The organism is Brevibacterium luteolum (genome assembly GCF_013004595.1).
In the GTDB taxonomy this organism is placed as follows: domain Bacteria; phylum Actinomycetota; class Actinomycetes; order Actinomycetales; family Brevibacteriaceae; genus Brevibacterium; species Brevibacterium luteolum.
In genome coordinates, this window is the sequence record NZ_JABEMC010000011.1 from 1 (window position 1) to 20,758 (window position 20,758).

The window sequence follows — 20,758 nt, forward strand, 5'->3', positions numbered from 1 at the left end:
GTGACTCCTCGGGATCACGGGAGGGCTCGAGGCCGTGCTCGCGCAGGCGGGAGTCACGGACCCAGGCCTGAAGGGCTGATTTCGAGATCCCGAGGTCAGCACAGACCTGCTTCTGGGTCATTCCGTCGCCTACGAGATCGAGCGCTGATTGCTTGAACTCATCGGTGTAGATCTTGGGCATGACTTCTATCCTTCCTGGAATTTATCCAGTCGTGAAGTCAACCAAACCTTCAGCAGTCCCTCCTGTGCTTACGCACCCAGACTCGCAAGGTCTCTTTGCTAAGGCCGAGTTCGTTCGCGACACGGGTGATGGCTCCGTTCGCGGTCTCCGGATCGGCCTGAGCATGGATGACAAGCTCTACGGCACGAGCCTTAAGTTCGTCGGTGTATTTCACTGGCAAGAGAGAATCTCCTTCTTCCAATCTCCCTGCCTCTATTATCCCCGGGGCGATTCACAGGTCTCGACGGTGGGTTGCGAGTGCGGATCGGCACGGTTCCATTCCTGCTGGACATCCCGGCAGCACTTTGCAGACCAGGGCGTTGCAGGGGCACGTGAATCTGCATGGTGGCGATCTGATGGAGCTCGTTCGAGAACGACGCACGTCAAAGGTCTTTGCCCACAGATCCTTACGGATGCGACCTATACTCCTGTTGAGACGTCCATGATCACAGTGCCGTGCCACCAGTCGCGCGTTGTCGTAGGGGACTTAACGCTGCCGGGAACGATGCCTGAGGCCGGCCACACTGAACGCCGCGCCTCCCCTGCGCGTGCTGAGGAGCTAAGCACATCTCATGACCCCGTCGTCACGTCACCGGTCGCGCATAACCATCGGGGCCGCATCGATCATCGCCCTAGCGCTGACAGGCTGCACGGATGGCGAGGACAGCGCATCAGTGGAGCTGAGGGAATATGTGAGCCGCCCGGACCTCACCGCCCCGCCTATCGAGGGTGAGCCTCTCGATCTGAGCGTCAATGGTATCGACCAGTATGTCTTCCTCGGCCCGAAGTCACAGGAGACAGGCATCTGGTCCGGCCGGCTCATCGTCGACGGCGCCGGGGAGCCCGTATGGATCGAGGAAGATTCCGACCCGGACGGCGACACCGCAGGGTGGGATCTGCGCGTCCAGGACTACCAGGGCCAGGAAGTCCTCACGTGGTGGGAGGGAACGGTCGATACCCCGCTGGCCGAAGGAGAGGTTGTCATTCTCGATGACTCGTATGAGCAGATCGCCCGTGTGGGCACCGGCGGGGACCTGCCGCATCGCATGGTCGATCTCCATGAGACGACGGTGACGGAGGAGGGCACGCTGCTGGTGCTCGCCTATGTTCCGAAGCAGACTGATCTCACCGCGTTCGGAGGTGAGACGGACGGCTGAGTCTGGGACGGCGTCGTTCAGGAGATCGACCTCGAAACCGGCGAGGTCCTGTTCGACTGGAGCTCACTCGACCATATCCCCGTCACCGAAACCCAGCGCGAGTTCGAAGACGACGCGGGAACCGAGGAGAAGCCCTTCGACTACTTCCACGGCAATTCCGCCACCGTCGATGACGACGGTTCGCTGCTGGTGAATGCGCGCAACACACACGCCTTCTACAACCTCGACAGGGAATCCGGCGAGGTGAACTGGACAGCCGGCGGGCCTGAGTCCGACTTCGAGCTTGGTGACGGCGTTTACTTCGCATGGCAGCATGACATCGAACGTCAGGCTGACGGCTCGATCACGATGTTCGACAACCAGTCAGCACCCACACGCGGTGACTCTTCGCGCGGGCTGCGCCTCGACGTCGACACCGACGAGATGACCATCGAGATCATCACCGAGTATCTGCCGCCAGTTGATCGGATCGCAGCCAACCAGGGCTCGTTCCAGGAGCTGGCCAACGGACGCGTCGTGCTGGGCTGGGGTGCCCTACCGTCATGGACGCTGTACGCCCAGGACGGGGAGGTTCTCGGCGACTGGACCGTGGCAGCTGACTCGAACTATCGCGCGTACTTCCACGAGTGGACGGCGACACCCACGGCACCGCCCGCAGCCGTCGCGCGGACAGAGGATGGCGTCACGAGTGTCTATGTCAGCTGGAACGGTGCGACAGAAGTCGAGTCATGGCGCGTGCTGGTCGGTGCCGATTCGTCCACGCTTTCCGAGGTCGCCACCAGTGAGCGCACTGGCTTTGAGACGGCGATCGAACTGCCGGAGGGCGCGGACGGAAACGGCGACGATGATGCTGATGAGGGCTCGGGGGAGTCACCGCAGTCGTTCGAACACATCGTTGTCGAAGCACTCAATGCCGACGGTGACCCGATCGGCAGCGCGGCAGTCCAGCCCGAGGGCGAAGGACTGGCACAGTAGACGGAAGACCAGCCGTGAGCTGGAGGTGCGGTGTGAAGTGGAAAGGGCCAGCAGCGCTGTTCAGCGCGTGGCTCCTGCACGATGTCGAGGAAGCACTCGCGTTTCCGGCGACCTGTGAGCGCCTTGCCGCTCAGACTGGAATCCAGCAGCTGCGTATGACCCCGCGCCAGTCTTAGATCGCTGTTGGTCTCATGGGGCTGCTGGCACCGGCGGCATGCGCACGAGGAGTTGCAGAATCGGGTGATTCTCGCTTCTACCGGGCGGTCGCTGCTGGGCTCGAAGCCCACGTGGGAACACATCTGCTCGCATCAATCCTCCAGCGCGGATACACCGCAGGTGTGGTCTCAGCCGTGTTGGTGATGTTGCCGGGAACAGTCAACGCTCGCAGGGAGTTGGCACGCTGCGGCCTCGACATCAGCGTGCGAGACACAGCAGCAGGCATCGCGATCCTGGTGCCAGCAGCTACCGCTTGCCACGTCCTCGCCCGGTTCGCAGATTCGAGGAAGTGATCTCCTTCTGCGCAACACTGTGACCGGTGCTCTCAGCCACCCGGCCACCGCATCGCTGAGATAGGGTTGAAGATGCTGACGGATACTGCATTTCTCTACAGGAGGCAGCGATGAGCTTCAATGTCTATCTTTCCGGCGAGATCCACACTGACTGGCGGGACGAGATCGAACGAGGTGCCGAGGCCGCCGGTCTGGACGTCGTGTTCACCGCACCGGTGACCGATCACCCCGCAAGCGATGCAGCCGGCGACCATCTGGGTGAGACGCCCAGCCAGTTCTGGCGCGATCACCAGTCAGCCAAGGTCAATGCCATCCGCACCCGCACCCTCATCGAGAACAGCGATATGGTCGTTGTGCGCTTCGGCGACAAGTACAAGCAGTGGAACGCCGCCTTCGAAGCCGGGTACTGTGCGGCGCTGGGCACCCCGTACATCACCTTGCACGACGAAGACACCGTCCATGCGCTCAAGGAAGTGGACGCCGGTGCCCAAGCCTGGTGCAAGACGACTGATCAGGTCGTCGAGACTCTGCGCTACGTGCTCAACGCCTAAGAGCTCTATCACAGCGGTTGGGGCGGGCTTTCACTCGCCCGAGGCGTGGAGGTGAGGACATGGTCCTCACTGAAACCGAATCCGGTTTCGCGGTCTATCCGTCTGTCGATCGCGCCAGCTTCCCCGTTCGCTGCCCCGAGGCTCCTGCTAGCGTCGCCCGTGGGAAGCGGCGCCGGCAGGTCTGTTCTCAGACCGTAGTTCTGATCGCCTCGGCTAGGCCGGAGTACTGCACGGCCTGACCAGCGTGCCGTTCGAGCGTCGGCAGGCTGATAGACGAATAGCCGAGCTTCCGCAGGATGCGGCGGGGCAGTACGTAGAACTTCCATTGCGAGACGGCGAGCGCGTCGTACTCTTCGTGCGTCTGTGCAGTGTGCACTGCGAACACGTAGATATCGGCGTTGTATGTCTGTTCGCGACTCAGACCGGAGGCGGTGTCCCAAATGCGTCGTTTCAAGCCGCTGAAGCTGATGCGTGAGATTGTGCGCTGTTCCCATGCCTGGACATAGGCGGATGTTTTGACTTCGATTGTGGTTCCCTCAGGTGTGACCACATCGTAGGCGTCCCACTCGATTCGAGATCCGACAGCGCCGACCGCGCGAGAGACGAGGAACTCGGCGATGTATCCGCGCACGTTGTTCACCCTCAAGTTCGACAGCGCGTATCGCCAGAAGTCGAGAACCGTTGCATCGATTCCGTCGAATGGTTCGTCTCCTCGCAGAGGAGCCGGCTGCGGTGGCTGCAGTGCAAAGTCCGTCATGATGCCATTATCGGATTTCTGCCGGCGCGGAAGGGCGATCGCGCCGAATCAGAAGCTTATGCGCTCTTCGCCGAATCCGACTTCTTCTTCGAAGACTTCTTCCCGCCCGACTTCTTTTCGTCTGATTTCTTGCCACCGGCCTTCTTGCCGCTCGAGGACCCGCCCGACTTCTGCTTCGACCCGTCGCGCCTGCGGTCCAGCGAGGATTTCAGCGCCTCCATCAGATCGACGACGTCCGCGTCATCGCCGTCGGCCTCACCGGCTTCGTCAGGTGTCTCACCGAAGGTCGCCTCGGTGTCGAGGGTGTCACCGGCTTCCAGCTTGGCGTCGATGAGCTTGCGCAGCTCGACCTGGTAGTCGTCCTCGAACTCCTCGGGGGTGAAGTCCGAGGCGAACTGCTCGACCAGAGCGCCGGCGAGCTCCTTCTCCTTGCTGCTGATCTTCGCCTTCGACTTCACGCCTTTGAAGTCGACGCTGCGGACCTCATCGGCCCACAGCATGCCCTGCAGCACGAGCACCTTCCCGCGCACTCGCAAGACACCCAGCCGGGTCTTCTGCCGCAGCGAATACGTCACCACCGCGGTCCGGTCACTGTCCTCCAGCGCCTGGCGCAGCAGCAGATACGACTTCGGCGACTTCGCTGCAGGCTCCAGGTAGTAGGTGCGGTCGAGCATGATCGGATCGATCTGCTCGGTCGGGACGAACTGCACGACCTCGATCTCGTCGTTGTCACTCTCCGGCAGCGCCTCGAAGTCATCATCAGTGACGATGACGGTGTCGTCACCGGACTCGTAGGCCTTGTCGATGTCCTTGTACTCGACCTTCTCACCGCAGACCTCGCAGCGCCGCTCATAGCGGATCCGCCCGCCATCGGCGTCGTGGACCTGGTGGAAGGACACGTCGTGATTCTCCGTGGCGCTGTAGGCCTTGACGGGAACGTTCACGAGCCCGAAGGTGATGGCGCCGGTCCATATTGCTCGCATAGCATGGATTCTACGCAGAAAGGGACCACGATGGCGCCAGCTCGCAAGAAGTTCCAGGTCGGAGACCGCACGCTCACCGTCTCCAATCTCGACAAGGTCCTCTACCCGGAGACCGGCACCACGAAGGCCGACGTCATCCGCTATTACCTCACCGTCGCTGACGTCCTCATCCCGCAGATCACCGGCCGGCCGGTCACCCGCAAACGCTGGGTTGACGGGGTCGGCACCGCCGCCGAGGCGGGACATGCCTTCTTCCGCAAAGACTTGGAGGACTCGGCCCCGGACTGGATCCCCACCGGCACGATCAAGCACAAGAGCGGCACCAACACCTATCCGGTGGCCGAGGAACCGGCCGTACTTGCGTGGTTCGGCCAGGTCGCAGCCCTCGAGCTGCACACCCCGCAGTGGCGCTTCGGCCGCAACGGCCAGCCGCGCAACCCCGACCGCCTCGTCCTCGACCTCGACCCCGGCCCGGGAACCGACCTCACCGACTGCGCCACCGTCGCCGCCTGGTGCCGGGAGATCCTCGAGGACATGGGCATGCCGACCTACCCGGTGACCTCAGGTTCGAAGGGCATCCACCTCTACGCCGCTCTTGACGGTCGGCACAACTCCGAGCAGATCTCCGACGTCGCCCACGAACTCGCCCGCGCACTCGAAGCTGACCACCCCGATGAGGTCGTCTCGACGATGAAGAAGACCGACCGCACCGGCAGGGTCTTCCTCGACTGGAGTCAGAACAGCGCCTCGAAGACCACTGTGAGCCCCTACTCGCTGCGCGGTCGTCTGCGCCCCACCGTCGCCGCCCCGCGCACTTGGGATGAACTGGCCGACCCGGACCTTGCGCAGCTGGAGTTCGAGGACGTCATCGCACGCGTTGAGGAGGGTCTGGACCCAATTGCGGACCTCGGTGCTGACCGGTTGGAGACCTACCGGTCGATGCGCGACGCCGCCAAGACCAGCGAACCGGTTCCGGCACACAGGCCAGCCGACACCTCGAAAGTGGAGGCCCCGAGCTTCGTCATCCAGGAGCACCACGCCAGCAGCCTGCACTGGGACTTCCGGCTGGAGCACTCCGGAGTGCTCGTCAGCTGGGCGGTGCCCAAGGGCGTGCCGCTGAAGCACAACGTCAACCGGTTGGCCGTCCAGACCGAGGACCACCCGCTCGAATACGGTAGCTTCGAGGGCACGATCGCCAAGGGCGAGTACGGCGCCGGAGAGGTCACCATCTGGGATGCCGGCACGTATGAGCGCGAGAAATGGCGTGATGACAAGGAGATCATCGCCGTCCTCCACGGCCGCGAGGACGGCGGGCTCAAAGGCATCCCACGCCGGTTCGCACTCATCCGCACGAAGGGGATGGACGGGAAGAACACGTGGCTGCTGCAGCTGATGAAGGACCAGCCCGGCGACGGGAACGGTCCCGCGCCCGAGGCGGGGGAGCGCGGCGAGAAGGCGGCTCCTTCTGCAGGTGGCCAGGACTCCGGCGACGTTCCTGCGCTCAGCGACATCCCCGCCCCGATGCTCGCCCGCGCGGGCTCGGAGGCCGACATCCGCCTCGGGAAGGGTGCTGGCGAGACGTGGGTCGCGGAGATGAAATGGGACGGCTACCGGATGCTCGCCGGCGTCGGGACCGGGGGAGTGGTGCTCGCCAGCCGCAACGGCCAGGACATGACAGAGCAGTTCCCGCAGGCAGGCGAGCTCACTGAGTTGCTGGAGGGCACCGGGATCCTCGACGGGGAGCTCGTAGCGCTCGACGGGGACGGGAGGCCGGACTTCAGTCTGCTGCAGGCGATGCTCAGCGGCGAGGACGACGTGCCCGATGACGCTGAGCTGCGCTATATGGTCTTCGACATCCTCGCCCACAACGGCCGCTCGCTCATCCGCGAAACCTACCGGGCCCGCCGGAAGATCCTCGCCGAGGTGCTTGATGAAGGCGAGTACGTCACCGTGCCGCCGGCGCATGAGGGTCCACTGGAGGCGGCGATCAGGGCCAGCCGGGCGCTCGGGCTCGAAGGGGTCGTCGCCAAGCGCGCCGATTCGGTCTACCTGACCGGCCAGCGCGGCTCGGCGTGGATCAAGCTCAAAACGCAGCTGCACCAGGAGGTCATCGTCATCGGCGCCCGCGACGGGAAGGGCGCCAGGGCCGGCGGGATCGGTTCGCTGCTTGTCGCCGTACCTGATGATGACGGAGAGTTGCGCTACGCCGGGCGGGTCGGCACGGGATTCACCGACCGGCAGCTGGCTGAGATCGAGGCGAAGCTGCGGAAACTTGAGCGCAAGACCCCGCCGGTCGACGATGTGCCGACCGAAGACCAGGCTGATGCATGGTGGGTGAGGCCGACGCTCGTCGCCGAGGTGACGCTGGCCGGGCGGACACGGCAGGGCCGGGTCCGGCAGGCCGCCTGGCGCGGCTGGCGCGATGACAAGGATCCTGACGAGGTGCGGTGGGAGGTGTGACGCGTCGTGACGGAGCCGTGGGAAGCTGCAGTCTTCGCCGGTGTCGATCTCGCTGCCGAACCGGGCAGGACCGGATTCGCCCGACTGCAGCGCACACCTCAGGGCCGGGTGGTCGTGGAAGACGCCGGCTGCGGGCTCGATGATGAGGAGCTTATCGAGATGCTCAGTGGGGTCTCGAAGGCCGGCATTGATGTGCCCTTCGGCTGGCCGGCGGGGTTCGTTGAATTCGTCGCAGATCATGCACTGCAGCAGCACGCGGCGCCTATGGCAGCAGATGTGCGGTGGCGCCGGGGGATGGTCCTGCGCCGGACGGATCAGCTGGTGCACCAGTGGTGCGGTCTCACGCCTTTGAGCGTGGCCGCCGATCGTATTGCGTACCCGGCGCTGCGCTGGGCTGCAGTCGAGGCGCGCCTGCGCGATCGTGGAATGGAATGCCAGCGCGATGGCGCTGGGCGGGTATGTGAGATGTACCCGGCAGCAGCGTTGAAGGTGTGGCAGCTTCCATTTCGCGGCTACAAGCGGGACGGGCGGTTGCGGGAGGACATCGTGACGGGGCTGATCGAGCGGTGTGCAGTTGACTGGAACGGATACGATTCGGTCTGCATGTCTTCGGATGACGCTCTCGATGCGGTCATCTCTGCTTTGGTGGCCGTCGAGTCGGCAGACGGGCGCACGCGCGTGCCGACAGCAGCGGAGCAGAAAGATGCCCTGACAGAGGGGTGGATCCACGTTCCGTTTGGCACGGTGGCCGTGTGAGTGGTGCATGTACGGCACCGCAGTGTCACGAGCGAGTTTCAGTCCCGGAGGGTTGGTCGATGGTGCCGTTGGGTACTCGTGCCTCTGGTTCCACGTCGCCGAACATTTTGCTACCGTGATGAACGTCACATGCGGATGGTGATACGTGCCTTCTGTTCTGAAGTATTAGTCAGGGTCTGCGGGACGGCGCGGCTCTGACTGGTCCTTGTCCACAGTTCCGTTTCGGCTATTCCTTCGCAGGTATGAGTGACCTAGTTTTGGTTTAACCCGAAGAGGAGTCGACAGGATGCGGTTCACAGGACGAGGCGTAGTGATGGGTGCGTCGCTAGGCGCGTTGGTGCTGGTCGCTAGTGGCTGCGCCGGTGCCCAGGAAGAGGAGCCGACTCCCTCGTTTGCTTCGTCCACCGCCGATGCAGAGCCGAGCCCTGAGCTCACCGAGCCTCCGTACGAGACAGAGTTGAACCTAACGCCGGATGAGAAGAAGGCGGCGGACGAGGCTTACCAGGTGTTGGTTAGCTTCACAGCTGCGTATAACACCGTCGCCACTTCGGGGTACGAGAATCAAGACGTTGCCCTTCGATATGCGGGAGGCAGCTTTCGCGAAGCTTATGAAGATGGTTTCGACGAAGCGAGAAGCAACGGCGAGACAGCAACAGGATCTGTTGTTCATAACTACCATTTACTTAGCGACTTGACCCTTGAAGATGACGGGGGCGGAGAGGCTCTCTTCGAGTCGTGCGTTGACTACAGCAAGTTTGACCTTTTGGACAGCGAAGGCGAGTCACTTAAGGCAGACGATCTAGAACCCTTCATTGCGGACTACTCTCTGCAACGCGAGAACAACAAATGGTTGATCGTTCAGGCTGAACAATCTGGCTACGGGTGCGAGAAATGACGCGCTTTCTTCTGCTTATTCTCGTTTTACTTTTACTTGCACCAGTAGAGGTCAAAACTCCGTTGTTAGCTGTCTCTGCTGGACCCTGCCAAGGCGAAATTCATAACGACTGGGGAAAGGTGAAATGCAAGAAAACGAAGAAGCGCGATGGCAAGGATCGTAAGCAACGCAAGAAGGACCGCGACGGTTCGGGCCGGGGCGGCGGCAACCGCAACGGCGACAATTCCGATCGTGATCGCCGGGACAACAACGCTGATTCCGGGCCTCGGGCCTGCCAGTTGCTTGAGGGCGACCCGGGGAGCCGGGCCAGGCAGTGTGAGCGCCGGCCGCAGCCGTCGCCGGATCGTGACAGCAACAGCCCGCCTGACACAGACTTCTATGTGGAGCCTCCACCGGATGTGACATGGGAAGACGTCGGGGAGACCTCGATCCCACCGTCTGACATCTTCGTCATGCCCGAAGGGTGGGGTGTGGTGAACAAGCCTGTAGCCGTATGGGCCGGCAATAACTCCTCGCGGACAGATACGATGGAGCTCGCCGGATACACCGTCGAGATCAGGGTGACGCCAGCGCAATACAAATGGAACTTCGGTGACGGCAACACAATCACCACGACCTCAGCCGGCCGCAAGCCCAGATACGCCCACGACGCCGATATCAGCCATTCCTACACGGAAAGCGGTGACTACACGATCAATCTAACGACCAGTTACGTCGGTCAGTTCCGTGTCGACGGCGGAGCATGGGAGGACATCCCCGGCACAGCTGAGATCGCATCGAGACCGGTGCCAGTCGAGATCTACCGGTACGTGCGCTACCTCGTCGACGAGGACTGCACCAAGAACCCCGACGGCCCCGACTGCCCATGAGAACGCCGTCGGTCACCGCCTCCAGCGTCGGTCCGCTGGGCGATCGTCATCGAACCTCAGATGTAAGTGCCGATGTTGGCGGCACCCCGAGGTGTCAGACGGCACGCCGCAAGGAGTCACGGCAGAAGAACCGGCGCACGCCCCGATCCTCTGATGCCAGCGGGTGGACTACCTCGGCGCCGATGTCGAGAACTCCTGCAAACCCTGATCAAGCGCCCGTGCGCCCGCCGAATTGCCCGCCGGACTCATCGCGCAGCCGCGGTGTCACCTGCCGGTGCGGGCGGATGCCGGTCTTATCCGCGTAGAAGGCCCGGATCCGATCCATATCGGCGGCGACATCACCGGTCATCTCCAGGGTCGGGCCGAGCCCGGTCGTGTGCGTCGTCGAATCGACGTAGCCCAGGGTCACCGGCATGCCGGTCTCGCGAGCGATGCGGTAGAACCCAGACTTCCAGTGAGTGTGCCCGCTGCGAGTGCCGTCCGGGGTGATGACGAGCCCGAAGATCTCCCCAGCGCGGGCAGCCTCGACGACCTCAGCGACAACGCGGCTGGGATTGTCGCGGTCGACCGGGATGCCGCCGGTGGCGCGCATGAACGGCCCCCGCCAGGAGCGGAACAGGCTCTTCTTTCCCATCCAGCGCACATCGATGCCCAGCTCCCAGGCGATGCAGAGCATGAGTATGAAGTCCCAGTTCGAGGTGTGGGGTGCGCCGATGAGGATCGTCGGCTGAGTCGGTGCCGGCTGGGTGCGCAGCGTCCAGCGGCTGAAGCGCCAGAAGGCGCGGGCGGCGAGTCGTCGGAGCATAGCTTAACCGTAGAGCACTCTCGAGCCCCGAAGCGCACCGGTCCATCCGGCGTGCAGCCAGGCGCGCAACGTCGGTCACCGCTCCCGAGGTGGTTCACACGATGCACAACTCGTTGCCTTCGGACTCGTGCATGAGCAGCCAGTGGCCCGCCGGTTCGTGGAACTTGCCGGTGAACGCGATATCAGGCTCGACGAGACTCTTGGCATGGACGTGCATCGACTCGACGTCCTTGGCCTCGCTGGAGCTGCGCGATTGATCTCGGCTGTTGCGTCTCAGCGCCGACGGCGCCGGCCGGTGCCGAAGATCCCGCGGGCGATCTCGCGGGCAGCGGTGCGGGTGAACTGCCGGAACTCGCGGGAATTCACCACCTGCTCGAGCATCGTCCGATCCTGTCTGCCGGGCGTCGTCGACCGGCTGCGGCTGGTTCTGCCCGCCCCTGCGGTGTCCGGCAGCGGGATCCGAGCCTCATCGTGTTCGGCATCCGGCCCGCTGCCTGGCGCCGGCTCCGGGCCCGAGGTGCCCTCCGCCTCGGCGTCGGCAGCACCGGCTTCCAGGCGCTGGGTGAGGATCTCGCGGGCCGATTCCCGGTCGATGCGCTCACCGTAGGTCGCCTGATGGGCAGAATCGGTTACGAGCTGTTCCATCAGGGCCGGGTCGCTGGGACCCATCTTCGAGCGCGGGGCGAAGATCTTCGTCGCAGCGACCGGTGTCGGTGCCCCATCGGGATCCATGACGGTTACGATCGCCTCGCCGGTGCCCAGCGTGGTGAGCAGCGCACCGAGGTCGACATCAGTCGTCGGGAAGGTCGACACCGTCTCCTTGAGCGCTTTGGCCTCCTTGGGAGTGTGGGCGCGCAGCTGATGCTGGATGCGCGAGCCGAGCTGGGCGAGCACCGCCTCGGGAACGTCGGTGGGCTGCTGGGTGACGAAGAAGACGCCCACACCCTTCGAACGGATAAGGCGCACCGTCTGGGCGACCGAGTCGAGAAACGCCTTCGACGCGTTGGCGAACAGCAGGTGGGCTTCGTCGAAGAAGAACACGAGCGTGGGTTTGTCGGCGTCACCCACCTCGGGCAGGGTTTCGAACAGCTCGGCGAGGAGCCACATGAGGAAGGTCGAGAACAGGGCCGGGCGGTTCTGCACGGCCGGCAGCTCGAGCATCGAGATCGTGCCGGCAGCCCCCTGGGTGCGCAGCAGGTCGGAGATGTCGTATTCGGGTTCGCCGAAGAACGCGTCGGCACCCTGGATCTCCAGGTTCGCGATCGCGCGCAGGATCACCCCAGCCGAGGCGGTGGAGACTCCGCCGATGTCCTTCAGGTCCGCCTTGCCCTCCGGGGAGGTGAGGAAGGACAGCACCGCCTTGAGGTCGGAGAGGTCGAGCAGCGCCAGGCCTGCGGAGTCGGCGTAGTGGAAGATGAGGCCGAGGACGGACTCCTGGGTGTCGTTGAGGCCCAGGACTTTCGACAGCAGGAGTGGTCCGAAGGAGCTGACGCTCGCACGCATCGGGATGCCGGTGCCCTCTCCGCCGAGGGAGTAGAAGGTCACCGGGGAGGCCTCGGGCTGCCAGTCCTGGCCGTTGGCCTGGGTGCGGGCGGTGAGCTTCTCGGACGGCTCACCGGGGCTCGCCATGCCGGACAGGTCGCCTTTGAGATCGGCTGCGAACACGGGAACGCCGGCAGTGGAGAGCGCCTCGGCAAGCACCTGGAGGGTGATCGTCTTGCCGGTGCCTGTGGCACCGGCGATGAGGCCGTGGCGGTTGAACATCGCCAGCGGGATGCGCACGCGCACATCAGGGGCGGGGGTGTCGCCGTCAAAGGCGGAGCCGAGGTCGATGGCGGGTTCGTCGAAGGTGTATCCGGCGCGGATCGCTTCAAGGGCCTGCGTGTCGCTCATGAGGTCATTCAAGCACAGCAGGCGCGCGCAGCAGCGGCGATCGCTTCAGGGGCCGGTAGGAGCACACCATGCGGTTCTCTCTGCGTGGGCCGGGAGTCTGCGTTGGCTCTGGTTCTTGCCTGGTTGACTCTGGTTCTCAGCTGCAGACAGGTGATATCATGAGTGATATCAAACGGAGGTGATGCGTGATGGCTGCGATAGTGGTGCGAGGACTCGAGGAATCGGTCAAATCCGCCCTGGCTGCGCGGGCGCGGAAGCACGGGCGCTCCATGGAAGCTGAAGTGCGCGAGATTCTGACGCAGGCGGCCAGCAGACCGAATATCGGAATGGCACTGATGCAGGCCGCTCGGGAAGCTGGAGGCGTTGATGAGCTTCCCGTTCCCAGCAGGGACGAGCGCGCACGCTCGGTGGACTTCGCGTGATCGTCTTAGACACGAACGTCATCTCGGAGCTGTTCCGTCCGCTGCCGAACCCGCGTGTGGTGGCGTGGCTCGAATCGCTGTCTGGTGAGGTTGCGATCACTGCGATCACGGCTGCCGAGCTGTTGGTCGGTGTTCGCCGTCTGCCCGGCGGCAGACGTCAGACGCAGCTTGCACAGAGTGTCGAAGCTGTCCTGGACCAATACCGGCGGCTCAATGCTGTGCTGCCCTTCGACGTCGCCGCTGCATCTCATTACGCAGAGCTCGTCGCCAATCGTAAAGCTTCGGGATCTCCCATCAGCATGGCTGACGCGGAGATCGCGGCGATCTGCCGCACTCATCTCGCAACGTGCGCAACGCGCAACGTCAAGGACTTCCAGGGAACTGGTGTCTCCACGATCAATCCGTGGGAAGCCTGAACAGCTCTCTCAGTCGGCGGTGGAAGGCTCGGCGGCCGTCGTGCCGGATGGGTGCGACGAGATCAGTCTGTCCGGCAGGCTGTCGAGCACTGGGGCATCATGGAGGCAGTCTGAGGGCACATGTGCGCCCGTCGACGATGACGATCAGGCTGGCGAGGAGACTGTTCTGTGGAGGCTGGGACACATGCCCGAGAAGCGGGCCGCATCAGGTCGCCAAGGCGCGTCCTCGTGCTCCTGAATCCTCTGGCCGCTGACCGGCACCCCGGGTGTGCGACCGCGCTCGCCGCAGCTGCGGCGGACCTTGAGCTGTTCGTTCCGACCGGTGCTGACGCCCAGCTCCAGTTCAATGCCGCGGCCGAGGCGGTTGAGGCCGGTGTCGATGCGGTGGTCGTTTGCGGCGGTGACGGCACAGTGGCCGCCGGTTTCGCCCTGACTGCTGGCACCGGCATCCCGCTGGGCATCGTGCCGGCAGGCACCGGCAATGATTTCGCCCGCGCCGCCCGGATCGAACGCGGCGACCCGGTCGGCAGCCTGTCCCGGCTGCTCGATGGGCTGCGGGACGGTGCGCTGCGGGACGGTGCGCTGCGCAGCTGCACGGTAGATGCGCTGCACATGACGGTCACGACTCCGGACTCAGGCCAGTCGCACGTATGGGTAGCGAACTCCGCCAACATCGGCTTCGACGCGCTCGTCAACGCACGCGCCAACACCTACCGCCGGCTGCCTGTCACCGGACGCTACCTCGTGGCGCTCCTGCGCGAACTCCCAGCATTCCGCCCGGCACGATTCCGCATCTCGCGCGACGACCAGCCGCCTCAGAATCTGACGGCCACGCTCATCTGCGTGCAGAACGGGCCCTGGATCGGCGGCGGCATCCCACTGGCCCCCGCAGCCGACCCCAGGTCCGGGACCGCCGTCATGAGCACAGTCGACAGGATTCCCCGCCTCCTGCTGGCAGGCCTCTTCCCGCTCATCTACCTGCGCGCCCACCGACTGTTGGCACCGCTGCGGCAGCATCGGGTCGAACGCGTCCGGGTCACAGTCCCCAGCAGCGTGCCGGTCTACGCCGACGGCGAGGAGATCCTCCCCAGCAGCCACGACGGGGCCGAAGTGGAGATCGCTGTCATGCCCCGGGCTGTCCGCCTCATCCAGGGTCTGCCCGACTGACAGCCTCCGTGTGGGGCATCATGGATGTATGAGTGAGATCACCATTGCACGCATCTACGACGACAACGAAGGCGGCTACCGCGTGCTGCTCGACCGGCTCTGGCCGCGCGGCATCAGCAAGGAGGACGCGGATCTGGATCTGTGGGCCAAGGACGTCGCCCCGAGTGATGATCTGCGCACGTGGTTCCACAACGGCGGAGACTACAGCGAATTCTCTAAGCGCTACCGCGCTGAGCTCAAGGACAACGAGGAATTCGACGACTTCGCCGCCACGCTGGCCGAGCAGAAGAACATCGTGCTGCTGACCGCGTCGAAGGACCCCGAGCACAGCCACCTGAGCGTGATGAAGAAGATCCTCTCCTCACGCAGCACGAAGAGCTGAGCTGCGGCTGCATCGCCGGGGCCGGCCGTCAGGCAGCCGGCAGTCGGGGCAGCACGCAGTTCAGGCGAAGAACTCCTGGCTCGCAACACTCGGGGCATCAGGGCCGATGACGTCGATGAGCACATCGGCATCCCGGTAGGAGGCGTGCCGGGTCCACCCGTCGATGCCGGCCAGCGCCGCATGGGCGCTTTCAGCGCTCCGGTAGCCACCGGGCACCGGGTGCCGCCAGTGCGCGGCCAGCACCACCCCGCCTGAGCGCAGGCTCGCCGCCGCCGAGGTGAGGAACCCTGCGAATGACTCGTCGCTGAGGTAGTAGGCCAATTCGCTGAAGACAATGAGGTCGAAGCTGCCGGTCGGCCAGTCCTCGATCCCGGCACAGCGCACCTCGACCGAGGCGCCGGCACTGCTGGCGCGCAGCCGCTGCCGGGCGGCATGGACGGCAGCAGGCACGACATCAGCGCAGATGAGCTCCTCACACCGGGCGGCGAGCTTCTCACTCAGCATCCCGATTGAACAGCCGGGCTCGAAGACCCGGTCGAAGCGCGGCTTGGGCAGCATCGCCATGATGAGCTCAGCGCGCCTGCGCTCGTACCACCGCTGGCCGACCGACCACGGGTCATCAGCGTGCCGGTAGAGGTCATCGAAGCCGGCCGAGCGGTGGACGAAGACCACCTGCCGCTCCCGGCACATCCGCTCCCGCACCCTCGCCGGCAGAACGACCGCCTCGGGCCCGGCGGCCGGATCCCGGTCGACGGCGACCCCGTAGTCGAGACTGACCTGGGAGCGGAAGCAGTCCAGCGCGGCAGGCAGCGACGCCCGTAGCCGCTCGGGCACATCGAGGCGCACCGCAGCTGCCGCGAGCTCATCGGGCACGTCTGCCGGCGCGGTGTGCTGCCACAGCCACACCGGATATTCGACGACCGGGCAGGTCGGACGGGTCGCAGCGGCGGCGAAGGCGGCCCGGCCAGCCGCGTCGTGATCGGGGTGGCCGTCGGTGCGCAGGGGAGCAGCGATCCACGTGCCGGTCGGCAGCTCATCGAGGAGTTCAGCCAGCCGCCCGGCAAGCGTCTCCTCATGCTCGGCAACTGCGCCGTCGGGGATCGACAGCCGGGTGACCGGCGGGACGGGACAGCCGGCGGCATCAGCGAGAACCTGCAGGGCCGCGTCAGTTTCGCCCCGGCGGATGGCGGCGAGCTCGGCCGGATCGACGGCCTCCGGCGGGTGTGAGCCCTCGCCGTCGGTGACCGCAGCCAGGCGGACCAGGATACCGGCATCGAGGGCGGCAGCGAACAGCCCGCCGGCGCCGGCGATCTCATCATCTGGGTGTGGAGCGACGATGAGCAGTCCCGGCAGCGCCTCGGCTCCCGGCCAGGCGGGCAGCGCGGCGGCGCAGGTGTCGATCTCCGTGCCCGAGGCGGCAGGCACCTGGGCGCCGGAGAAGGTGCGCTCGCCGGCAGACTCAGCGTCGGCTGCGGGACCGGTTGCGGGGGTGGGCTCAGTCATGGGCGCCGGTGAGTCCGAGGAGCCGATCCCAGGCTGCAGTCGGAGCAGTGTCATCGTTGTGTTCGGTGATCTGGGCGGCGATGGCAGCCTCGTCGGCTTCGGCGTGGGTCTGGCGGATGTAGACGCTGAGGTCGGCCACCAGCTGCGCGTGCTCGCCGTCGCCGCACAGCGGCCCGGCACCGAGTGCCCGGCCGACGCGTTCGATGACATCAGCTGCCATCCGGTCGATGCGGGTGCGCACCGCCAGCGCGCGAGCCATCATCAGCCCCGAGGAGTTGCCGGGGTCGGCGTCGATGAACGCGGCAGTCGACTCCAGCAGCGCCCAGCCGGCGGCAAGCTCGGCTGCGACCGCACCGGCCTGCGCGGCGATGAGCGGGGAGACGCCCTCACGCTGTGCCTTGGCCAGCAGCGGTTCGGCCACGGCGCGGGCGCCGCCGTACCAGCAGGCTGCGACTCCAGCACCGCCGTGCCAGAAGCCGGGCCGGTCGAGATAGTCGCGGTGGCTGCCGAGCCGGCGAGCCGGCACCGTGTCGAACTCGACCCAGCCGGAGTCGCTGGCAGCCATTCCGACAGCAGGCCACGTTTCGGGCACCGCACGCACGCCGTCCTGGCGCAGATCGACGGCGAAGAACCCGACCTGCCCGGATTCCTCTCGGGCGGTCACGAGCGCATGGGTGCACATGCCGGCCCCTGAGCACCACGGTTTGGTGCCGGTCAGCGACCAGGCGCCTGCCGCCTCGGCGGCGGTGAGCTGCGGCTGCGGCGGCTCAGCCGCCCATACGCCCCAGTGGCTGCCCGGTTCGACGAGGTCGGGTGCGCCGAGGTCGGTGGTGATCGCCTGGGCATCGGCGTGGGCTTCGATGAACCGGGCGGTGACGAGGTCCGCGCGGGCGAGGCGCGCCAGCGTGGCGAACCGGGTGAGGGTGTCGCCGCTGGCGGGGTGGGGGAGTGCGTGGCCGGTGAGCTGGGCGGCGAGCCGGCCGCGGGTCTGGGTCATGAGATGAGCTCCTTGAGGTCGTCGGACAGGCCGCCGGGTGAGCGGCCATCGGTGCGGCGGGAGGTGGTGACGGGGATGTCGAGCGGCCAGCGCACGTCAAGGCCGGCGGCCTCAGCGCGGGTGACGAGGTCGACGTCCTCGTGCACGGCCAGGGCTGCGAATCCGCCGAGGACGTCGTAAGTGCGCGGGTGGAAGGACAGGTTGGCGCCGTGGATGTGGCGGTGGCCGGCCGGGGTGATGCCGGTGGCATACAGGGCCGACCAGCGGGTGCCCAGCGTGTCCGGCAGCTGCGGGTCTGCCGGGGGTTCGAGGCAGACGGTGCCGGCGATGAGTTCGGCGCCTTCGGCGCTGAGCTCGAGGAGGCGGCGGCACCACGAGGTGGGTACGGCGCTGTCGGCGTCGGTGGTGGCCAGCCAGGCGGCCTGTGGTGCGGTGGCGCGCAGGTGGGCGAATCCGGCGTGCCGTGCCGCGCCGACCCGGCCGAGGCGGACCGGCAGCACGTCGGCGCCGTGGGCGCGGGCGGTGGCCGCGGTGGCATCGGTGCAGGAGTCGGCGACGACGAGGACGCCGAGCCGGCAGCCGGCCGCCGCCGCCGAGGCGTTGAGGGCATCGAGCGCGCGGGGCAGGAGGGCTTCCTCGTTGTGGGCGGGGATGACGACGTGCAGCTGCGCGGAGTCCGTCACCTGTCCATCCCTCCTGCCACAGTTTTCCCGGGAGCGGGTGGACCATTCCCAGGGCGTCAAGGAACCTTGTACTGTGATCCTACCTGCTCATTTCCGTCATCGGCAGCACTGCGGCCGTGGTGATGATGAGCTGACCTGAGGAGATGCCATGGGCAGACGACAGCACTACGCAGCGTTCTACGAACTCGCCCCCGCACCGTGGGCAGACGACCGGCCGAAGGCGGTCGTGGTGGGCAACTGCCAGGCGGAGTCGATGCGCATCCTGCTGGAGTCCAGCGGGTGGCTCACCACCATGCGGATCCCGCCGATCTTCGAATGGACCGAAGAGGACACCGCCCGGGCTCGGGCGCTCATCGAGGGCATCGATGTGCTCGTCATCCAGCCGGTGCACGCCGACTACCGCGGCATGCCGTGCGGCACCGAACAGCTCGAAGCCCTCCTGCGCCCCGAAGCGGGCAGCGTGCGGATCCCCTCCCTGCGCTACAACGGGCTGCACCCGTATCACGCGATCGTGCGCGACCCGCAGGATTCGAGCCTCGACCCGCCGGTGGTGCCGTATTCGGACCTGCGCACCATCATCGCCGCTGCCGCCGGCCGCGACCCGGCAGATGCCGCCGCCTGGCTGGCCGGCGCGCCACCGCTGAGCCCGCAGGCCATCACCGCCGCGGCTGCGGAGTCGGTCTCCCAGCTGCGCCGCCGGCAGGACGCCCACGGCACCGTCGTCATGGATGACGTGCTCGCAGCCGCCCCGCACTGGCCGACGATCAACCACCCCGACACCGCTACCCTCATGACCCTGGCCGAACGCACGCTGCAGCGTGCCGCGGAGGTCACCGGCGCCGAGGAGGTGGTCACCCCTGTGCATCCGGGCCGGGAGCTGCTCGGCGGGCTGGAGGCACCGGTGCGGATGGAAGCGGCAGCGGTATTGGCTGCCGAACTGCGGCAAGGAGCCCGGGAGGACGCGTGGCAGTCCCGTGACTGGGATGCGCCGGTCAGCGAGGACCAGGTGGCTGCCGAGCAGGCGGTGTTCTGCCAGCGGCCTGGGTTCGTCGAGGCGGCGCTGGACCGCTGCCGGGAGCGCATCGAGATCCTCGGGCTTGACGCCCTGCTGCCGTAGGCGCGCCGAGTCAATCGGCGTCGGTTGCGCGTTCAGCGCGGTCGAGATCGGCCGGGGTGTCGATGTCGATGAGCTCAGACTCGGTGGCGGGGATGAGGGTGACCTCCCGGCCGCGGTAGAGCGCCTTGACCGGCAGCCCGACAGCAGACCCCAGGCCGGCTACGGCATCCCGGAGCACCGCCTCGGGCCAGGCCGCACACAGAAACTGCACCCGCCCACTCGGGTCGACGGCTGCAGCCGGAGACGCGGCCGCGGCAGACTCGCGCAGCCGGTCGAGCAGTGACGCGGTGATCGCCGGCATGTCACCGGCGAGCACCAGGATGACCCTCTCACCTGCCGGCAGCGCTGCAAGAGCGCAGCTGATGCCGTGCAGCGGCCCGCCGAACGCTGGCTCTTCTGCCACCACCTGCACCCGGGTGAGCGCGCTGGCATCGATGCCGGCAGCCGAGCCGCACACGATGATCTCGCCGACCCCGGCGGCCTCAACGGTGGCGAGGAGTGAGGCGATAACCGGTGTTCCGGCGATCTCGATGCCCGGGGTGTGTCGGCCGCTGAAGCGGCTCGAGCGCCCGCCGGTGAGGATGATCGCCGCAGTGTCCATACCGCTAGCCTACGGGCGCATCCCAGCCTGCGGCGAGAACCGCCTCGGGCGCGGACCGCCTGGCACGCCGGGAGCGCAGGATGTCCACGCCCAGCTCGTCGCGGCGTTCACCTCAGCCGCGCCGATCGTGCTGACCTTCGCCGCTCTGGACCACCACCGGCCCTACGGCACACCTCGGCATCATCGACGGCGCCTGCACTGAGTACCCCGGCCAGCGCTGCACATCTCACTTGGTCGGGCAGGGCGCTGCTTTTCGTCTTTCCGGGCATGAGGCTGCTGCGCTCCGACGGCCGTCACCTCGGCGACAGGATCGCCGACACCCAGGTGGTCCCGGTCGGGAGTACAATCGCGCCATGAGTGAGGATCTGCCCGGCGGTGCCGTCCATCCGCTGCCTGAGGATCTGGGCGCAGAGCTCACCGCGCACGCCCAGGCGCGTGAGGCGTGGCTGGACATCACGACTCTGGCGCGCAACGAGTTCATCTGCTGGGTCGAAGACGCCAAGCAGGCCGCAACGCGTGAGCGCCGCATCCGGCGCACCCGCGAGGAGCTTGAGGATGGGATGCGCCGGCCGTGCTGCTGGCCCGGCTGCAAGCACCGCGAGCGCACCGGCAGGCCACCGGCCGCCCAGGGCAGCTGAAC

At 66.2% G+C, this 20,758-nt stretch carries 24 protein-coding genes and 1 pseudogene; 14 read left to right on the plus strand and 11 right to left on the minus strand.

Annotated elements, in window-relative coordinates; genetic code table 11:
• The coding region (locus HLA91_RS12405) for a transposase (RefSeq protein ID WP_170274945.1) at positions 1 to 181 on the minus strand (181 nt) is incomplete at its 3' end.
• A gap of 49 nt (positions 182 to 230) precedes the next feature.
• Entirely contained in the window at positions 231 to 395 is a 165-nt protein-coding gene (locus HLA91_RS14300) for a transposase (RefSeq protein WP_170274946.1), read from the minus strand.
• A 517-nt stretch (positions 396 to 912) separates the two neighbouring features.
• Here HLA91_RS14300 and HLA91_RS13960 point away from each other — a divergent pair.
• The 3 genes and pseudogenes from HLA91_RS13960 to HLA91_RS12425 all read left to right on the plus strand — a co-directional run bounded on the left by HLA91_RS13960 (position 913) and on the right by HLA91_RS12425 (position 3,412).
• Positions 913 to 2,352 (plus strand): annotated as a pseudogene (locus tag HLA91_RS13960) (arylsulfotransferase family protein).
• Between the two features lie 191 nt (positions 2,353 to 2,543).
• A complete protein-coding gene (locus HLA91_RS14305; protein WP_375545122.1) occupies positions 2,544 to 2,861 on the plus strand; it encodes an HXXEE domain-containing protein in 318 nt (105 codons plus the stop codon).
• 110 nt (positions 2,862 to 2,971) lie between these two features.
• The gene (locus tag HLA91_RS12425; RefSeq protein ID WP_170274948.1) at positions 2,972 to 3,412 is read left to right on the plus strand and encodes a YtoQ family protein; all 441 of its coding nucleotides are present in this window, start codon (positions 2,972 to 2,974) and stop codon (positions 3,410 to 3,412) included.
• Positions 3,413 to 3,599: 187 nt separating this feature from the next.
• Here HLA91_RS12425 and HLA91_RS12430 read toward each other — a convergent pair whose 3' ends face one another.
• The gene (locus tag HLA91_RS12430) at positions 3,600 to 4,169 is read right to left on the minus strand and encodes a hypothetical protein (protein WP_170274949.1); all 570 of its coding nucleotides are present in this window, start codon (positions 4,167 to 4,169) and stop codon (positions 3,600 to 3,602) included.
• A gap of 56 nt (positions 4,170 to 4,225) precedes the next feature.
• Positions 4,226 to 5,152, minus strand: a complete 927-nt coding sequence (gene ku, locus HLA91_RS12435) for a non-homologous end joining protein Ku (RefSeq protein WP_170274950.1) — start codon at positions 5,150 to 5,152, stop codon at positions 4,226 to 4,228.
• A 30-nt stretch (positions 5,153 to 5,182) separates the two neighbouring features.
• Here ku and HLA91_RS12440 point away from each other — a divergent pair, with 30 nt between their 5' ends.
• The 4 genes from HLA91_RS12440 (at position 5,183) to HLA91_RS12455 (ending at position 10,132) form a co-directional block, all read left to right on the plus strand.
• The gene (locus tag HLA91_RS12440; protein ID WP_170274951.1) at positions 5,183 to 7,612 is read left to right on the plus strand and encodes an ATP-dependent DNA ligase; all 2,430 of its coding nucleotides are present in this window, start codon (positions 5,183 to 5,185) and stop codon (positions 7,610 to 7,612) included.
• Between the two features lie 6 nt (positions 7,613 to 7,618).
• Positions 7,619 to 8,368, plus strand: a complete 750-nt coding sequence (locus HLA91_RS12445; protein ID WP_170274952.1) for a DUF429 domain-containing protein — start codon at positions 7,619 to 7,621, stop codon at positions 8,366 to 8,368.
• Positions 8,369 to 8,654: 286 nt separating this feature from the next.
• The gene (locus HLA91_RS12450; RefSeq protein ID WP_170274953.1) at positions 8,655 to 9,263 is read left to right on the plus strand and encodes a hypothetical protein; all 609 of its coding nucleotides are present in this window, start codon (positions 8,655 to 8,657) and stop codon (positions 9,261 to 9,263) included.
• Positions 9,260 to 10,132 carry a PKD domain-containing protein gene (locus HLA91_RS12455; protein WP_170274954.1) on the plus strand — a complete coding sequence of 291 codons (873 nt, stop codon included), beginning with the start codon at positions 9,260 to 9,262 and terminating at the stop codon, positions 10,130 to 10,132. The genes HLA91_RS12450 and HLA91_RS12455 overlap by 4 nt, the downstream gene beginning before the upstream one ends.
• Before the next feature lie 208 nt (positions 10,133 to 10,340).
• Here HLA91_RS12455 and HLA91_RS12460 read toward each other — a convergent pair whose 3' ends face one another.
• The 3 genes from HLA91_RS12460 to HLA91_RS12465 all read right to left on the minus strand — a co-directional run bounded on the left by HLA91_RS12460 (position 10,341) and on the right by HLA91_RS12465 (position 12,830).
• Complete coding sequence (locus HLA91_RS12460; RefSeq protein WP_170274955.1) at positions 10,341 to 10,937, minus strand: 1-acyl-sn-glycerol-3-phosphate acyltransferase; 597 nt, start codon at positions 10,935 to 10,937, stop codon at positions 10,341 to 10,343.
• A gap of 94 nt (positions 10,938 to 11,031) precedes the next feature.
• Complete coding sequence (locus tag HLA91_RS14115; protein ID WP_259845159.1) at positions 11,032 to 11,154, minus strand: hypothetical protein; 123 nt, start codon at positions 11,152 to 11,154, stop codon at positions 11,032 to 11,034.
• A 56-nt stretch (positions 11,155 to 11,210) separates the two neighbouring features.
• Positions 11,211 to 12,830, minus strand: a complete 1,620-nt coding sequence (locus HLA91_RS12465; protein ID WP_170274956.1) for a helicase HerA-like domain-containing protein — start codon at positions 12,828 to 12,830, stop codon at positions 11,211 to 11,213.
• A 188-nt stretch (positions 12,831 to 13,018) separates the two neighbouring features.
• Here HLA91_RS12465 and HLA91_RS12470 point away from each other — a divergent pair, with 188 nt between their 5' ends.
• The 4 genes from HLA91_RS12470 (at position 13,019) to HLA91_RS12485 (ending at position 15,217) form a co-directional block, all read left to right on the plus strand.
• The gene (locus tag HLA91_RS12470; RefSeq protein ID WP_170274957.1) at positions 13,019 to 13,252 is read left to right on the plus strand and encodes a FitA-like ribbon-helix-helix domain-containing protein; all 234 of its coding nucleotides are present in this window, start codon (positions 13,019 to 13,021) and stop codon (positions 13,250 to 13,252) included.
• The gene (locus tag HLA91_RS12475) at positions 13,249 to 13,668 is read left to right on the plus strand and encodes a type II toxin-antitoxin system VapC family toxin (protein WP_170274958.1); all 420 of its coding nucleotides are present in this window, start codon (positions 13,249 to 13,251) and stop codon (positions 13,666 to 13,668) included. Before HLA91_RS12470 ends, HLA91_RS12475 begins: the two co-directional genes overlap by 4 nt.
• Before the next feature lie 228 nt (positions 13,669 to 13,896).
• Positions 13,897 to 14,835, plus strand: a complete 939-nt coding sequence (locus tag HLA91_RS12480; protein ID WP_170274959.1) for a diacylglycerol/lipid kinase family protein — start codon at positions 13,897 to 13,899, stop codon at positions 14,833 to 14,835.
• Between the two features lie 28 nt (positions 14,836 to 14,863).
• The gene (locus HLA91_RS12485) at positions 14,864 to 15,217 is read left to right on the plus strand and encodes a DUF488 domain-containing protein (protein ID WP_170274960.1); all 354 of its coding nucleotides are present in this window, start codon (positions 14,864 to 14,866) and stop codon (positions 15,215 to 15,217) included.
• 60 nt (positions 15,218 to 15,277) lie between these two features.
• Here the strand turns inward: HLA91_RS12485 and HLA91_RS12490 are convergent, their stop codons facing one another.
• The 3 genes from HLA91_RS12490 to HLA91_RS12500 are packed head-to-tail and all read right to left on the minus strand — an operon-like array spanning position 15,278 to position 18,400.
• Entirely contained in the window at positions 15,278 to 16,720 is a 1,443-nt protein-coding gene (locus tag HLA91_RS12490; RefSeq protein WP_170274961.1) for a bifunctional PIG-L family deacetylase/class I SAM-dependent methyltransferase, read from the minus strand.
• Positions 16,713 to 17,717, minus strand: a complete 1,005-nt coding sequence (locus HLA91_RS12495) for an acyl-CoA dehydrogenase family protein (RefSeq protein ID WP_170274962.1) — start codon at positions 17,715 to 17,717, stop codon at positions 16,713 to 16,715. Before HLA91_RS12495 ends, HLA91_RS12490 begins: the two co-directional genes overlap by 8 nt.
• Positions 17,714 to 18,400 (minus strand): glycosyltransferase, encoded by a 687-nt coding sequence (locus HLA91_RS12500; protein WP_170274963.1) that lies wholly within the window; start codon positions 18,398 to 18,400, stop codon positions 17,714 to 17,716. The genes HLA91_RS12495 and HLA91_RS12500 overlap by 4 nt, the downstream gene beginning before the upstream one ends.
• A gap of 148 nt (positions 18,401 to 18,548) precedes the next feature.
• Between HLA91_RS12500 and HLA91_RS12505 the strand changes: the two genes are divergently transcribed.
• Positions 18,549 to 19,517 (plus strand): WcbI family polysaccharide biosynthesis putative acetyltransferase, encoded by a 969-nt coding sequence (locus HLA91_RS12505; RefSeq protein ID WP_170274964.1) that lies wholly within the window; start codon positions 18,549 to 18,551, stop codon positions 19,515 to 19,517.
• A gap of 10 nt (positions 19,518 to 19,527) precedes the next feature.
• On the opposite strand, the gene mobA is transcribed toward HLA91_RS12505, so the two are convergent.
• Positions 19,528 to 20,118, minus strand: coding sequence for a molybdenum cofactor guanylyltransferase (gene mobA / locus HLA91_RS12510; RefSeq protein ID WP_170274965.1), 591 nt, complete (start codon positions 20,116 to 20,118; stop codon positions 19,528 to 19,530).
• Here mobA and HLA91_RS12515 point away from each other — a divergent pair.
• Positions 20,111 to 20,320 (plus strand): hypothetical protein, encoded by a 210-nt coding sequence (locus HLA91_RS12515; RefSeq protein WP_170274966.1) that lies wholly within the window; start codon positions 20,111 to 20,113, stop codon positions 20,318 to 20,320. The genes mobA and HLA91_RS12515 overlap by 8 nt on opposite strands.
• Before the next feature lie 151 nt (positions 20,321 to 20,471).
• A complete protein-coding gene (locus HLA91_RS12520; RefSeq protein ID WP_170274967.1) occupies positions 20,472 to 20,756 on the plus strand; it encodes a YdeI/OmpD-associated family protein in 285 nt (94 codons plus the stop codon).
• The last annotated feature ends 2 nt before the right edge of the window (positions 20,757 to 20,758 follow it).